Source organism: Sphingobacterium sp. KH_072 (genome assembly GCF_057837975.1).
On the sequence record NZ_CM174457.1, the window covers coordinates 3767501 to 3782174 of the forward strand.

Genomic DNA, 14674 nt, shown 5'->3' on the forward strand with positions numbered 1-14674 from the left:
TGGACTACCAGGGTATCTAATCCTGTTTGATCCCCACGCTTTCGTGCATCAGTGTCAATCAATGCTTAGACAGCTGCCTTCGCAATCGGTGTTCTGAGACATATCTATGCATTTCACCGCTACTTGTCTCATTCCGCCATCTTCAACATAATTCAAGCTATTCAGTATCAAAGGCACTGCATCGGTTGAGCCGATGTCTTTCACCCCTGACTTAAATAGCCACCTACGCACCCTTTAAACCCAATAAATCCGGATAACGCTTGGATCCTCCGTATTACCGCGGCTGCTGGCACGGAGTTAGCCGATCCTTATTCTTACGGTACATTCAGCTTCCTATACATAGAAAGGGTTATTCCCGTACAAAAGCAGTTTACAACCCATAGGGCAGTCATCCTGCACGCGGCATGGCTGGTTCAGGCTTGCGCCCATTGACCAATATTCCTTACTGCTGCCTCCCGTAGGAGTCTGGTCCGTGTCTCAGTACCAGTGTGGGGGATTCTCCTCTCAGAGCCCCTAGACATCGTAGCCTTGGTAAGCCGTTACCTTACCAACTAGCTAATGTCACGCGAGCCCATCCATATCCTATAAATATTTAAATACATTAACATGTGTTAACGTATTGTTATGCGGTGTTAATCCGAATTTCTTCGGGCTATCCCCCTGATATGGGTAGGTTGCTCACGCGTTACGCACCCGTGCGCCACTCTCAAATCGGGTAGCAAGCTACCCTCAGATCCCGTTCGACTTGCATGTATTAGGCCTGCCGCTAGCGTTCATCCTGAGCCAGGATCAAACTCTCCATTGTAAAATGAATTGTTCGACACCTAACTATTTATATAAAATAATTAGAAATTGTCTTTTTTTAATATCTAATCCGGAATCGTATTTTTTATTCTAGCTTTCTCATTTTCTTATTCCGTGACTTTCGCCGCCTCATTAGAATCTAATTAAGCTAAACTACTCACCACGCATCATGATCATTTCTTTAAAGAACTTGCTCGCCGCCGCATCGCGCTTTGGCCTTTATGTTTTACTCTTTCGAGCTTAACGTTTCATTTTGTTACCCTTCCTATCTGGTTGGGATTGCAAAGGTAGGAATCTTTTCTGAACTTCCAAATTTATTTTGAAAATAATCTGAAGATCTCCCCGCTCCGAAAATCAAAATTATCATAGCCTAAACCATCATAAACCTACTTTTCTATCTTTTCAACATCGTTCCTCCCTTGCGGAGTGGTGCAAAGGTAGAATAAAATTTCGCACCCCAAAAACATTTCTAACTCTTTTCTGTTTAACAATACCTAACTGCCTAGAAACGAGATGAGAAAATTTTAATAAAAATCTACTCTAAACCATCCCACCTTTTGTGCCTAGCCATTTAGACCTGTATAGGAAATCTAAAGTGACTTACTCAGGTATTATAAAAAACGGCTACATATCGTAAATATTATATTAATGTTAAAATAAAATCAGTTGGCTACTCGACATATTTGGCAAAGAAAGACTCCACTCGAGCCGGACTTAGCATTTGCCACAGTGATGCAACAGTCCACCCAGGAGCAAAAATATCGTTGTAAAAACCTTTCCCATTTTTTCCATAATCCCAATTTGTGTGTTGCACAACTTCCGGATAGTAACCTTTCTTCCCAATATCAAATAAAGAATCCTCTTGTGGCATCAATTGAAGCATGCTTGTTTTGATAACATTTGAAAATGCAGCAAAGCGCGGCAACTGTCTTTCTTTAGCCAACCAATCCAGCACAGTTGCAAACTCGAAGATGAATACATCTATATGATTATTCTCTACCGACACATTGCCCCAACCTCTCGATTTGAATCCGACATCGCCTAGCATTTGCCCCTGCGCAAAAGGAACATCCCACAGGTAATACCAAGACAAGCAGAAGTAGGCTGACTTTTGACACAGGTCTATATAATGTACGCGTTCTTTCCCTTTGGTAACCATCGCTAGGTAATACATCGCTGTTGACGCGTATAAGGAAGCTTCTTTATCTTCACAATTGGCATCTAAGGTGGATGAAAAGTAATCTGCTTTCGCAATTATTTCTCGCTCCAAGTACTCGGCAGAAAGCTTGACTTCTTCCAGATAGCTTTTATTCTTAAAATAGGCATAACCCATGGTGAGTGGTAAGATCGCTGATGGCGTACTCCCACCAGAAGCATCGGTAATCTGGAAGTTGTCGTTGAATTTTCGTGGGTAACTACCATCCTGCTGCTGTAATTTTTGGAAATTGAGAAAGATCTTTTTCAGCTTACCTTCCCATTCTGGGTGCTTACGGCCTTTAGTAGCTTCATAACTTAAGTAGTTTAACACAGCAAACAGTCCTTCGGACTGACGGCGAATACTGTACTCTTGGGTTTCCGTTTGTTTCCCATAATCCACAAACTCCTTGAAAAACCCTTGCTCCGTAAAGCCGTGTTGCAAATAAGAATCATATATCGCGTTGGCTTTTTGTACGAGATCCGTATTTCCAACTTGTTCGCCATATTCTAATGCATTGTAGGCATTCAACAATACTCGCCCCACAAAGCCGACTTCTGCAACCCCAGTACTGGCGGCATCATCGGTACGCATGTGTACACCCGAGTAGTATTTTAGCGCAAACTCATCCACATAGCTTTCTGAAAAGAAATTGGACAAAGCGTGCTTGGCCTCGTCATCAGGGATTGCTTCGGCATAAGGCTCTGGTTGAAATAAGTCGTAGGAATAATTCCAAACGTCGGCCATGAAGCCGGAATAATCGGTGGCTTTCCCTTTTTTAATCTCCCAAGTTAGTTTTCGAGTTTTTCCTTTTTCTAGCTTTTCAAATGCCTGCACAGAAGGTGCCAATGTGAGCTTACGGATGTATGTTTTAGGTGTTTCATGATAAGGGAAACCAAATACAAGGGCTGAGTTGCCGTTATTGTTACGAAAACCCGTGAAACCCAAGGACGTTTCGCCCGAAAGTATCACTTCCCCGCTTTGATGTGTTGTTAATGTTTCTTTGTCCGACTTATCCCGACGGACAACTGTATAGTAATCTCCATTTTGCTCATGGTAAATACCAGTGAGCGGTATGCTTAAGCGATCTTCACGCACTTGCCAACTATCGCTGGTAGCGAATGATGGTGCTTCTTTTGGCGACCTCAAGTTGCGTCGATACCAAAATCCGGGCATCAAAAATTGACAATCGGCATGCTTAACAGCATTCAGATTATACACTTCCTCTAAGTTATAATATACCGTCTCATTCGCTGTAATTTCGAAGGAGATGCGGACCGCATCTCCAACCTCTTCCGCCTTTCGCACAATCGTGAGTGGTAAGAGCTCTTTAGATTGTAGTATACCCGAACCGTTGTCAGATAAGGGAAAGGTTTTCGCTGGATTACCTGGTTTCTTCAAAGAGATACGCCATTCCGAATCATTTGGCAAGTTTTCGGCAAATATATAGCTAGCTAAACAAGTCATTGCTAGCATAAAAATCATTCGTTTGATCATAAATTGTAAATATGGTAATGTACTTAATTTAATACATCGGGTTTTGAACCGCGTAAAGATTGTTGTTGACTTCGTCTGATGGTATGGGCAAACTGCGGTGTCTACCGATGACAAAATTATTAAAGTCTGCGTCGCGTGATTTTAATTCATCGATGCCGGTTTGTGAATCCACTAAGCCCCAACGCTTGATATCTGTCCAACGATGTCCTTCGCTGGCGAGCTCCATAAAACGTTCCATTTGCAAGCGTTTCAAAAATGTTGCCTGATCGGTTGTGGCCGCAGCGTGATTAACAGCAAGCGCAGGCATGTTGGCACGCGTTCGCACCCGATCTACCATTCGCACCGCATCAGATAAGCTCCCTCCAGATTCAGCAAGACATTCAGCATACATCAACAATGCATCGGCAAAACGGATCACTCGTACGTTGGTCGGATTGTGGTAATCGTCGAATCCCCGATCGGTCGATGCATATTTCCGAAAGAATACGCGCCCCTGATAATTATTCTGTTGCCACAAGGCCCCATTACTTATTAAAGAATAAATCTGCGAATTGTTCTCAAAATCGACTTCCATACCTTCATAAAAAGCGGTAGATTTCAAACGTACATCGAAGCCGTCGTTTATATCGCGCTCTTTTTTGAATTCGGTCACCAACCACGGACGTAACTCGCCATCGTTCCACCCTATTCCGGGAGGCAACAATTTCTCCGCTTCGGTCAGGTCATTAATAGCTTGTTGGAAAACCTCCGTTTCTGTAAATCCTTCAGGTTGTAGATCAGGCGTGGATGGCTCCAATACGATGGGCACACTTTTGTTTTCGCTACCCCACAACACCGCCAAATTATAATAGTACAGTGCGTGCAAGAAATAGGCTTGCCCTAATAGGTGTGATTTTTTCTCTTCACTAGCGAACTCAATTGCGGGCACTTGAGTAAGCACTTGATTGGCGCGAAAAATCGCATATATCCGCGCTCCGCGAATGTGCTGACCGAGTAGCGATTTGGGCAAATTATATCCAATGGCCATTTGCTTAATACGTAGGTAACTGCCGTTTTCTAACCAGCGATCCTGATCGGGCCGAGCATTTCGCGTATCGGTAAAATCTTCCTTTGCGAAAGGATTCGTTCCAAACGTGATATCATAAGCTCCATTGCCCAAACCGTAACCTCCATAATTTCTGTCATCATAAATGGGAATAGTAGGCAACATTCTGTACACATCTACGATGGGATTGCTATCCAACTCTTCGACATCATAATGACTCAGGATCATGTTTTCACCGATAGTAAACTTAACATGCTCTCCAAAGTCGCGCCTGGCGGATGTGTTGGAGCGCAGCGTAAAACGCTCGCTGCTTGTCCCGATTGTCGTACCCGAATTGGACTGATAGTTACCGGAAATCAAATAACGACTATTTTTGCCTCCACCAGAAAAGGAGACATTATGATCATCCACAATTACGGTTTTAAAGACTTCCTCTTGCCAATCCGCATTGCCGTCAAAATGATTGGCCAAACCCCGTAGATCTGTATTCCCGTCATTTATGGCATTTGAATAGGCCATGTCGTTGAGCCCGACCCATTGTTCTCTGTTGGTGAGATTGTATTTGGGCAACCATTGTATCGAACGCCGAGACGAAAGATCAATCTTCATAGGGCCATCCGCGCCTTGCTTCGCCGTGATAATAATGACACCATTACCCGCTCGAGAACCATAAATCGCTGCAGCCGAAGCATCTTTTAGCACTTGAATACTTTCAATATCATTAAAGTTAAAGTCACGATTCGCACCTGAAATAACACCATCTACTACATACAAGGGGTTGCTATTCCCAAAAGTTCCCGTTCCTCTAATTTCTACTTTGCCTTCAGATCCTGGCGCACCGCCTGTACGCACATTTACACCGGGCACCGTTACTAGCGCATCGCCCACCGTTCCAGTTACCGTGGTATTCTTCATTTCATCGGGTTTGAAGATCGATACTGCACCGGTAAGATCCGCTTTGCGAACCGTTTGATAACCGATTACGACCACTTCTTCTAGCTTTTGGTCGCCCACTGCCATCATATATTAATAGAAGATTGACCGGTGTAGAGAAATTGCTGTGATTGGAGCCCAACTTTATCAAAATACAAAGTATCTCCGGCCGATGCTCGAATTGTAAAATCACCGCTAGCATTGGTGGCGGTCACTGCGTTGGCCGCGCGCACGGTCACATCTGAAACAGCCGCTCGGTCATTGTCTGTCACCTTACCTTTTACCTCCACTTGACTGTAGACAGCAAGGGAGCAAAAGGAAAACAGCACCATGAACATGGTTTTTATCATAAGATTTGTTTTAGTTGCGGGTTATTAGTTAGTACTAACCCATAGTTGTTGTGATAATTCTAGTTTTTCAATAGTTAATGTGTGTTGCCGATTGGTAAATCAGCCATATCTCGATTCAGTTCTAATGATAGAGCTGTCCGATACAACTTGCTAAGGCTTGGAGTTAGTGCTTTTCTCCGCCACCGCTTCCTTGCTTTTTCAAAATCAATTTAAATTCACCTAATTATTGTCTATCCTCCCGGTTGCTAATCATATATAAACATCCCCCATAGGACAATCATTAGATCCAAGACAGCCACAGACTGATAGGCCAAACTTCACGGTAAAAAATTTTAATACTTATATTATATTTAAGGTTTACTGCTGCGTCAGAAGACGCCATAACAAATATAGAAGTTAGCACATCCTTCGTGATAGCAGATTAAGATCAATAAATTGCATATTTGTATCATAACGACCATAATCGGTGTACGATGCATTAAAAATAAATGCGGAAGTGCAGTATTAGGCATTGCGTTTAGAAGAATTTATATCGACCTAGAAAATATTACATGTCGATGGTAGATTCGAAGCTATTAGCACACAACACGGATGTACTGCACGGATACGCGGCATCTCCAATAGCAATAAGATATTATAAAATGGATATTATATACGGACTAGATTTAGTAGGAACGATGATGTTTGCGATATCTGGTTCCATGGCAGCCAATAGAAATAACGTCGATGTATTTGGGGTTGGCTTTATGGGATTTGTCACCGCTATCGGCGGTGGGTCGCTTCGTGATATCTTTCTGAATATTCGCCCCGTATGGGTTGAGGACGGCAATTACATCATGGTGATCTCACTAGGGGTATTGATTTCTCTCACGTTTAACAGGCAATTGTACGCGTTGGCGCGTACATTAACCCTATTTGATGCTATTGGTATCGGATTTTTCACCGTTGTAGGTGTAGAGAAATCCTTGAATTATGAAAGCAATGCATTTGCGGCAGTACTACTGGGAATGTTTTCGGCCTCCATGGGCGGTGTGATCAGAGATGTATTATTACAAATTCCACCACTAATATTACGTCGCGAGATTTATGCGACAGCATGTATCGCTGGAGCGACGCTTTTCGTTATCTTAGATAATATGGCTATCGACCCAGCGATCAACGCATTTGTCAGCGCGAGTTTAGTCTTTACTATTCGGATCATCTCTGTTCGTTACAACTGGTCGTTACCTATTGGCAAGCCAATATACCCGAAACAAGAACTATGAGCTCCAATAGCAAGCTATCGTTTTTTCTTTTGCAGAGGGAAACGCATTTTGTACGAAGTCCGTACCTCCCCTTTCGAAATCGCATCTAACTTCGATTTTAGCATCGCCTTCTTCAATGGTCTTAATTTATCTAAAAACAGTTTGCCTTCGATATGATCATACTCGTGTTGCACCACGCGCGCGGCTAGGCCAGTAAGTTCCATTTCATATTCCTCGAAATTCTCATCCAAGTAATTAATGATAATGTTTTCTTTGCGCATCACCTCCTCATTAATATGCGGAATACTCAAGCAGCCTTCGTTGAAGCCCCACTCTTTGCCGCTTTGCTCCACCATAATCGGATTGATAAACACATGTTTAAAGTCTTTTGCCGTAGCATCTCCCGGGCCATCTTCATCATCTTCGCCAAATGGAGAAGCATCGATCACGAATAAACGAATCGGTAAACCCACCTGCGGAGCCGCTAAACCTACACCACTGGCGGCATACATCGTATCAAACATATTTTCAATCAATCCCTTCAGATTAGGATAATCCTCTTCTATCTCTTCTGCCTTTGTACGTAATACCGGATCTCCGTAAGCTACTATAGGTAATTTCATGCTATTTTTCTTTTGCACCGCAAAGTTACCAATTATTCGTCAGTGTACATATTATCCATGCAACATGTACATGATTTGATCGCAAGACCTGATATCGTCTGATTTGCGAAAGACTTGATAAAACCTACGGTGAGGCCGAATGGAAAATGTGTAATTTTGATCTATGCAAGCAATTTTAGGCAGATTCAGGGCAGCGCTCAGCGAGATTATGATGGACGAGGTCAGCGCAATCACATCTGATGAAGGAGTCATTGAGTTAGCTTCCGCAAAAATGCCGATGCGCTTATGGATCTATCCAGATGATGTGCCGAATAGGATCACGAACAGCGATGGCCTAAAAACCATCCATATCGATGCCCATGTGCTGGCGCAAGATATGTACAAAGTGCTAGCGCGAATACGAACGATTGCAGGTTATGGTCGCCGAATCTATGCACGACAAACCGTGGTAGCCCGAGTAGACAAACGGATTACAACAGCCTTTCTTACCGAACATCATTTGCAGGCACCGATGCCCGGGAAATATCGGTACGGATTGTATTTCCAAGGTGAGCTGGTAAGCATTGCCGTATTTAGCGGTGGCCGACGCATGCAAGGGCACCCAGAAGAATATCATCGTTCGTTTGAACTGATTCGTTTCTGCCACAAGCGGGATTTCATTGCCATCGGCGGATTGTCCAAACTGATTGCTGCCTTTCGGAAAGATTTCAAGCCGGGCGATCTCATGACTTACGTGGATCGGGATTGGTCGCAGGATTCTTCGCTGCAGCAGATCGGCTTTGTCGAGAAAGGGACGCTAGAACCTCAATCCGTTGTTGTCCCTCAGAAACCACCAATCGCGACTACTCTCGCGGAAGAAAAGGATCATCCAACGATCTACAAGATGAACAGCGGCAGCACGAAATTGGTGTTACAATTCGATAATACGAATTAGTTTTCGCTATATTTAGACCTCAAAACATCAGAAAAACATGACAAGAAAACTACGCATGGGTATGATTGGTGGCGGCCTGGATGGTTTCATCGGCGGGGTACATCGCATAGCTGCCTTTATTGACGGCAAAATTGATTTCGTCTGTGGCGCACTTAGTGTTGATCCAGAAAAAGCAACGGAATCTGGGAAGGCTTTATTTTTACAACCTGACCGAACATATACCGATTACATCGATATGATACAAAAGGAGGCGCTACTTCCCGAAGATATTCGTATGGATTTCGTAAGTATCGTTACCCCCAACTTTTTACATTTTGGCCCAGCCAAATTGGCGCTGGAGAGCGGTTTCGACGTTGTCGTAGACAAGCCAATGACCATATCTGTTGAAGAAGCAAAGGAGTTACAAGATATTATCCAACGCACAGGACGTACGCTTGCACTTACCCATACTTATTCGGGTTATCCGATGGTTAAGCAGGCCAAAGCCATGGTGAAGGACGGACATTTTGGAAAAATTAGAAAAATAGTCGTCGAATATCCTCAAGGTTGGTTGGCACGATTGACTGAAAAAGAACTTAGTAGCGGTGCCGAATGGCGTTCTGACCCAACAAAGTCTGGCAAATCACTCGTAATGGGCGATATCGGTACGCACGCTGCCCATTTGGCAGAATATGTTTCCGGACTTCGCATCACTGACCTCTGTGCCGATCTTACTACTTTTGTAGAAGGGCGTAGCATGGACGACGATGGTTCAGTATTGCTTCGTTTCACCGATGGTGCAAAAGGTGTCTTAATGGCTTCGCAGATTTCTGCCGGCGAAGAGAATGCGGTACGCATTCGTATCTATGGCGAAAAAGGTGGTCTGGAATGGGCCAATGAAGACCCCAACAATCTAATCATTAAAATGCTTGACCAACCTAGACAGATTTATCGTACCGGAAACGCCTATGCGGCTCCGTATACATTAAGCTCTTTCGCAACCTACAACACACGTATTCCTTCCGGTCACCCAGAAGGATTATTAGAAGCTTTTGCGAATATTTACCGCAATTTCGCGGAAACTGTATCGGCAAAACGTGAAGGACAAACTCCAACAGACGAGCAATTGGATTTCCCGAATGTGAACGATGGTGTTCGCGGCATGCAATTCATCGATACCGTGGTACAAAGCCATGCAAGCAATGAGAAATGGACCAAATTTGAAGAATAATTCATGATCGGCGAGCCGAATTTGAAAACCATGATAGATCAGGCGAAAGATAATCTTTCGCCTGATTCGTTATTAATAATACTTGGCCCCACAGCCTCTGGCAAAACTTCGCTGGCAGTTTCTCTGGCAGCAGAGCTGAATGGCGAAATCATTTCGGCAGATTCCCGGCAGGTATACCGGCACATGGATATCGGCACAGGAAAAGATTTAAGTAGCTACGGCGAAATCCCGCATCACCTGATCGACATTGCCGAACCCGGAGAACGGTATCAGGCAGATCGGTTTCGGCAGGATTTCTTTGACGCCTTTGATGACATAATTTCCCGTGGCAAGCAACCCATTCTCTGTGGTGGCACAGGATCTTACATCCAATCTATCTTACAGCGTTCGCGCTACGCACAAATTCCAAAAGATCCCACGCTACAGGCCGAATTGGCTTTACGCTCCAAAGAACAATTAATTGCCGACATTCAACAAATTGGCAGCCCACCTGATTATAAAATCGACTTTCATAATCATAAGCGGCTAGTACGTGCATTGGAGATTGTCTTATATTTAAAGCAGCATAATCCTACTTTAATACCTCAACGAATCATCCAACGCTATTATGCGATTGGGTTAAATCCACCGCTTACCCAAAGACGCCAGGCCATCCAACAAAGACTGATACACCGTTTTGAACAAGGATTGATCGCCGAAGTGCAAAACTTGCTGCAGCTGGGTCTCAATCACGAATATCTGGATTATTACGGATTGGAATACCGATATGTGAGCCTTCACCTCCAAGGAACATTATCGTATAACGCGATGGTCGAAAAACTGACGACTGAAATACATCGCTATGCTAAACGGCAAATGACCTACTTCCGAAAAATGGAAAAAGATTGCATTGCCATCCATTGGATCTTCTAAAGATTATCATCAAAGACTTTCTTTTATATCTAGCGATTGTATTATAATGGCAATGTAAGTTTTGCACAATTAGATTGTGCACAATATAAATAACCATACCTTTGTTATGTGATTAACGTAGAAGAGAACAAACAGTTGAAGCTGAAAAATCAGCTATGTTTCCCGATTTATGCTTTGGCACGGGATATCATCGCTGCCTATCGCCCACTATTAGAGGCGATTGACCTTACCTACCCGCAATATCTGGCACTGTTAGTGCTGTGGGAAAAGCAGGAGCAAAGTGTTTCGCAGCTGGGAGAACACCTAGATCTAGATAGTGGGACATTGACGCCTTTGCTAAAGCGAATGGAACAAAAAGGTTTGTTAAACAGACGACGAAGTACGGCAGACGAGCGGAGTGTGTTGATTTCCCTAACAGAAGCAGGATCACTACTGCGAACAAAAGCAGCGAACATTCCTGCCGCATTACTGAAGTCGCTACCTGTGTCAGCAGAAGAGCTGGAGACCCTTCAACGTATTATATGCAAAATCCGTAAAAACATTCATAAAATTTAAGTCAATGAAAGAACTGTATCGCATTGGTGCGACCGCTACCGGAGGTAGAAACGGGCACGTGAAAAGTGAAAATGGTGTATTGGACATAGAAGTACGAGTGCCAAAAGCAATGGGCGGTGGCAGTGATGATTATGCCAATCCAGAAATGTTATTTGCAGCAGGTTATGCCGCTTGCTTTGATAGCGCGATGAATTACTTAATCAAGCAGGATAAAATCTCTGCAGGAGAAACTTCTGTGGAAGCCATCGTTGGTATCGGACAAATAGAAGGTGGTGGTTTTGCATTAACTGCGGAACTGAAAGTCAACATTCCAGGTTTATCCATCGAAGAAGCACAAGCTATCGTAGAAAAGGCACATGCAACCTGTCCGTACTCCAATGCTACACGCAACAATATCGAGGTGAAGCTAACGGTAACGAACAACGACTAGATTACTTCTATGGAAATCATCGCGAGTATATTGACTGCCATAGTAGCTATCGAACATCTCTATATATTATGGATGGAGATGTTTGCTTGGGAGACCGTCGGTAAGAAAACTTTTGGAAAATCACTGCCAGCAGAACTCTTTAAACCGACTAAAGGCCTAGCAGCCAATCAAGGTTTGTACAACGGATTCTTGGCGGCGGGATTAGCGTGGAGTTTCTTGATCACCGATCCGATTTGGTCATCCAATATCCGTTTGTTTTTTCTAGGATGTGTAATCGTGGCCGCAGTATATGGTGCCGCTACAGCCTCTAAAAGTATACTGGTTAAACAGGGTATTCCAGCCATATTGGCTATACTAGCCGTACTTGCTTCTCGGCTTCTGCTGTAACGCTACACGCGAGAAAAAATCATTACTTATATAATAACGATTAAAATAAACACCAAATGTCATTAATAGAAGACCTAAACTGGCGACACGCCTGTAAAGCATATGATCCGACCAAAAAAGTAAGTCAAGAGGATCTAGAAAAAATTTTAGAAGCGGCAAGATTAGCACCAACCTCCTCGGGTTTGCAACCATTCAAGGTCATCGTTCTGAAAGATTCAGAGCTTCGTGAGCAAATTGCACCGACTGCCCTAAATGCAGACTGTGTTCGTGAGTGTTCACATATCTTAGTTTTTGCAGCATGGGACAGATACACCGCAGAACGTATTGATACGGTCTACGATCTCACAACAGATCTGCGCGATCTGCCAAGAGGACGGTTCGTCAGTTATACCGATAAGCTGAAAGAGATCTATCTGGACGAAGCTGCTGATGCAAATTTTGCGCATATCGCGCGGCAAACTTACATTGCTTTGGGATTGGCCTTAGCACAAGCAGCCGAATTGAAAATTGATAGCACACCAGCAGAGGGTTTCGATAATGCCGCTGTAGATCGCGTGTTAGGATTGCAGGAATTGGGCTTGAAAAGTGTGAGCTTAATGTACATCGGTTACGCCGATAAAGAGCGTGACTGGTTAGGACAGATGAAAAAAGTGCGACAGCCATTAGAAGAGTTCGTTGTAGAAATGTAAGCACAAAAAAGGTCGCTACCCGAATAGGATAGCGACCTTTTTGTAATGTCTTGATGACTACAACTTAATCTCTTCTTCTTTTGCGTTGAAGAAATGAAATTCAGTCAAATAATACGAAGCCACGGGTTTGACTTTAATCCATTTACCGTACTTCAATAACCATTTTACACGCCTAGAGATCCAACCTTTTTTGATGTATGCATCAATGTAAGGATGCACAAAAAGGGAAATGCTTTTCTCATTTTGCTCTTGCAGGATGAAGCTCAAATTACTTTCGATATCATCTAGCAGAACAATGCTTGAGCGGATCTCACCTGTGCCATCACACGCCGGACATTTCTCGTTGGTTACGATGCTCATTTCTGGGCGTACCCGTTGCCGGGTGATTTGTACCAATCCGAATTTGCTCGGTGGCAAGATGGTATGTCGGGCACGATCGCCAGCCATACATTCCTTTAGGAATACATACAGATCCTTGCGATTAGTCGCTTTGTGCATGTCGATAAAATCGATCACCACAATACCGCCCATATCGCGCAAACGAAGCTGACGCGCAATTTCTTTGGCCGCTTCCTTGTTTACCAGGAGTGCATTATCTTCTTGGTTCTCTTTGCTGGCAATACGGTTTCCACTGTTTACATCAATCACGTGCAACGCTTCAGTATGCTCGATTACGAGATAAGCGCCACCGTGTAGGTTTACCGTTCTACCAAAAGATGCTTTGATCTGCTTCTCTACACCATAATGCTCGAAGATAGGTTCTTTGCTTTTATAGAACTTCACGATTTGCTCTAGATCTGGCGAGATCTCCTGTACATAGGATTTCACTTCGTCATAGATTCCAGAATCACTCACGTAAATATGACTGAACTCGTCGGTCAATATATCTCGGAGGATGGTGGAGGCACGATCCATTTCGCCCAACACTTTTTGTGCGGGCTCTACATCTTTCAGGCGCTTGGTAAACCGTTCCCATTTAGAAATCAAATCCTGCAGATCTTTCTGTAGCTCATCTACACCTTTTCCTTCGGAAACGGTACGGACGATAACACCAAAATTTGGTGGTTTTATGCTTTCGACAATCTTCTTTAGGCGGTTACGCTCGGCGTTACCTTTGATTCGCTTGGAGATGGAAACAGAACTGGAGAAAGGGACAAGGACCGCAAAACGGCCTGCGATAGATAAATCCGAACTCAGGCGAGGGCCTTTGGTCGAAATAGGTTCTTTGGCTATCTGCACAGGAATGAGTGTATTCTTGGACAATACGTCCGAGATCTTTCCTGCCTTATCGATATCTTTCTCGAGTTTTAAACTACTGAGCAGTTTCTCTTGATAACTGCCGTTCTTTACTATTCGGGAAAGCTTGAGTAGTGACTGGACTTGTGGACCAAGGTCGAGGTAATGCAGGAATGCGTCTTTTTCGTATCCTACGTCTACGAATGCCGCATTGAGCCCTGGCATGATCTTTTTTATACGACCGAGGTAAATATCGCCCACCGAATAGTGGTTATCTACTTTTTCGGTGTTCAGTTCTACCAACTGCTTGTCTTGTAGTAAAGCAATAGTCACCCCCTTTTCGGGAGTTGAATCGATGATTAATTCCTTTACCAACAGCTATTTCAATTATGGACAGATACAGACTCGCTCCATATCTTTTCAAGGTCCAATAAAACAAAATTGTTTAATTAAAAAAGGACAATTCCCTTGCTCCATAATGAGGCAAGAGAATTGTTCCACGATGACAATAAATGTCTCCCTCCAATGAATAGAGGGATCCACTTATTTCTTCTTATGTCTATTTTTTCTTAAACGTTTTTTGCGCTTGTGAGTAGCCATTTTGTGTCTTTTTCTTTTCTTTCCGCTTGG

13 protein-coding genes and 1 rRNA gene (1 of these 14 only partly in view) are annotated in these 14674 nt (G+C 43.6%); 8 read left to right on the top strand and 6 right to left on the bottom strand.

The features are described from left to right. The 4 genes from AC3IRT_RS16730 to AC3IRT_RS16745 all read right to left on the bottom strand — a co-directional run. Positions 1-805, bottom strand: a 16S ribosomal RNA gene (locus tag AC3IRT_RS16730) (it extends 723 nt beyond the left edge of the window). A gap of 669 nt (positions 806-1474) precedes the next feature. Beyond that, positions 1475-3475, bottom strand: coding sequence for a hypothetical protein (locus AC3IRT_RS16735; protein WP_489394339.1), 2001 nt, complete (start codon positions 3473-3475; stop codon positions 1475-1477). Positions 3476-3524: 49 nt separating this feature from the next. Next, on the bottom strand, positions 3525-5564 hold the full coding sequence (locus tag AC3IRT_RS16740) for a RagB/SusD family nutrient uptake outer membrane protein (protein WP_489394340.1): 2040 nt from the start codon (positions 5562-5564) through the stop codon (positions 3525-3527). Then, a complete protein-coding gene (locus AC3IRT_RS16745; RefSeq protein ID WP_489394341.1) occupies positions 5561-5806 on the bottom strand; it encodes a peptidase associated/transthyretin-like domain-containing protein in 246 nt (81 codons plus the stop codon). Before AC3IRT_RS16745 ends, AC3IRT_RS16740 begins: the two co-directional genes overlap by 4 nt. 569 nt (positions 5807-6375) lie before the next feature. Between AC3IRT_RS16745 and AC3IRT_RS16750 the strand changes: the two genes are divergently transcribed. Next, on the top strand, positions 6376-7089 hold the full coding sequence (locus tag AC3IRT_RS16750; protein ID WP_489394342.1) for a trimeric intracellular cation channel family protein: 714 nt from the start codon (positions 6376-6378) through the stop codon (positions 7087-7089). Positions 7090-7103: 14 nt separating this feature from the next. Here the strand turns inward: AC3IRT_RS16750 and def are convergent, their stop codons facing one another. Then, entirely contained in the window at positions 7104-7691 is a 588-nt protein-coding gene (gene def, locus AC3IRT_RS16755; protein WP_489394343.1) for a peptide deformylase, read from the bottom strand. A 163-nt stretch (positions 7692-7854) separates the two neighbouring features. Between def and AC3IRT_RS16760 the strand changes: the two genes are divergently transcribed. From AC3IRT_RS16760 to AC3IRT_RS16790, 7 genes are all read left to right on the top strand, one after another. Further along, entirely contained in the window at positions 7855-8625 is a 771-nt protein-coding gene (locus AC3IRT_RS16760; RefSeq protein WP_489394344.1) for a hypothetical protein, read from the top strand. A 37-nt stretch (positions 8626-8662) separates the two neighbouring features. Beyond that, positions 8663-9835, top strand: coding sequence for a Gfo/Idh/MocA family protein (locus AC3IRT_RS16765; RefSeq protein WP_489394345.1), 1173 nt, complete (start codon positions 8663-8665; stop codon positions 9833-9835). A gap of 3 nt (positions 9836-9838) precedes the next feature. After that, on the top strand, positions 9839-10747 hold the full coding sequence (gene miaA, locus AC3IRT_RS16770) for a tRNA (adenosine(37)-N6)-dimethylallyltransferase MiaA (RefSeq protein ID WP_489394346.1): 909 nt from the start codon (positions 9839-9841) through the stop codon (positions 10745-10747). A 108-nt stretch (positions 10748-10855) separates the two neighbouring features. Further along, positions 10856-11302 carry a MarR family winged helix-turn-helix transcriptional regulator gene (locus AC3IRT_RS16775; protein WP_489394347.1) on the top strand — a complete coding sequence of 149 codons (447 nt, stop codon included), beginning with the start codon at positions 10856-10858 and terminating at the stop codon, positions 11300-11302. 4 nt (positions 11303-11306) lie between these two features. Next, positions 11307-11732, top strand: a complete 426-nt coding sequence (locus AC3IRT_RS16780) for an organic hydroperoxide resistance protein (protein ID WP_489394348.1) — start codon at positions 11307-11309, stop codon at positions 11730-11732. A gap of 9 nt (positions 11733-11741) precedes the next feature. Then, positions 11742-12119 (top strand): DUF1304 domain-containing protein, encoded by a 378-nt coding sequence (locus tag AC3IRT_RS16785; protein ID WP_489394349.1) that lies wholly within the window; start codon positions 11742-11744, stop codon positions 12117-12119. 56 nt (positions 12120-12175) lie between these two features. Continuing rightward, positions 12176-12808, top strand: a complete 633-nt coding sequence (locus AC3IRT_RS16790; RefSeq protein ID WP_489394350.1) for a nitroreductase family protein — start codon at positions 12176-12178, stop codon at positions 12806-12808. Between the two features lie 57 nt (positions 12809-12865). On the opposite strand, the gene AC3IRT_RS16795 is transcribed toward AC3IRT_RS16790, so the two are convergent. After that, on the bottom strand, positions 12866-14419 hold the full coding sequence (locus tag AC3IRT_RS16795) for an Rne/Rng family ribonuclease (protein WP_489394351.1): 1554 nt from the start codon (positions 14417-14419) through the stop codon (positions 12866-12868). Between the last annotated feature and the right edge of the window lie 255 nt (positions 14420-14674).

Bases quoted from the DNA above. Each gene is read 5' to 3' on its own strand.
- AC3IRT_RS16735 (WP_489394339.1), bottom strand. From the start codon at position 3,475: ATGCTAGCAATGACTTGTTTAGCTAGCTATATATTTGCCGAAAACTTG.
- miaA (WP_489394346.1), top strand. From the start codon at position 9,839: ATGATCGGCGAGCCGAATTTGAAAACCATGATAGATCAGGCGAAAGAT.
- AC3IRT_RS16745 (WP_489394341.1), bottom strand. From the start codon at position 5,806: ATGGTGCTGTTTTCCTTTTGCTCCCTTGCTGTCTACAGTCAAGTGGAG.
- AC3IRT_RS16750 (WP_489394342.1), top strand. From the start codon at position 6,376: ATGTCGATGGTAGATTCGAAGCTATTAGCACACAACACGGATGTACTG.
- AC3IRT_RS16765 (WP_489394345.1), top strand. From the start codon at position 8,663: ATGACAAGAAAACTACGCATGGGTATGATTGGTGGCGGCCTGGATGGT.
- AC3IRT_RS16760 (WP_489394344.1), top strand. From the start codon at position 7,855: ATGCAAGCAATTTTAGGCAGATTCAGGGCAGCGCTCAGCGAGATTATG.
- AC3IRT_RS16785 (WP_489394349.1), top strand. From the start codon at position 11,742: ATGGAAATCATCGCGAGTATATTGACTGCCATAGTAGCTATCGAACAT.
- def (WP_489394343.1), bottom strand. From the start codon at position 7,691: ATGAAATTACCTATAGTAGCTTACGGAGATCCGGTATTACGTACAAAG.
- AC3IRT_RS16790 (WP_489394350.1), top strand. From the start codon at position 12,176: ATGTCATTAATAGAAGACCTAAACTGGCGACACGCCTGTAAAGCATAT.
- AC3IRT_RS16740 (WP_489394340.1), bottom strand. From the start codon at position 5,564: ATGATGGCAGTGGGCGACCAAAAGCTAGAAGAAGTGGTCGTAATCGGT.
- AC3IRT_RS16780 (WP_489394348.1), top strand. From the start codon at position 11,307: ATGAAAGAACTGTATCGCATTGGTGCGACCGCTACCGGAGGTAGAAAC.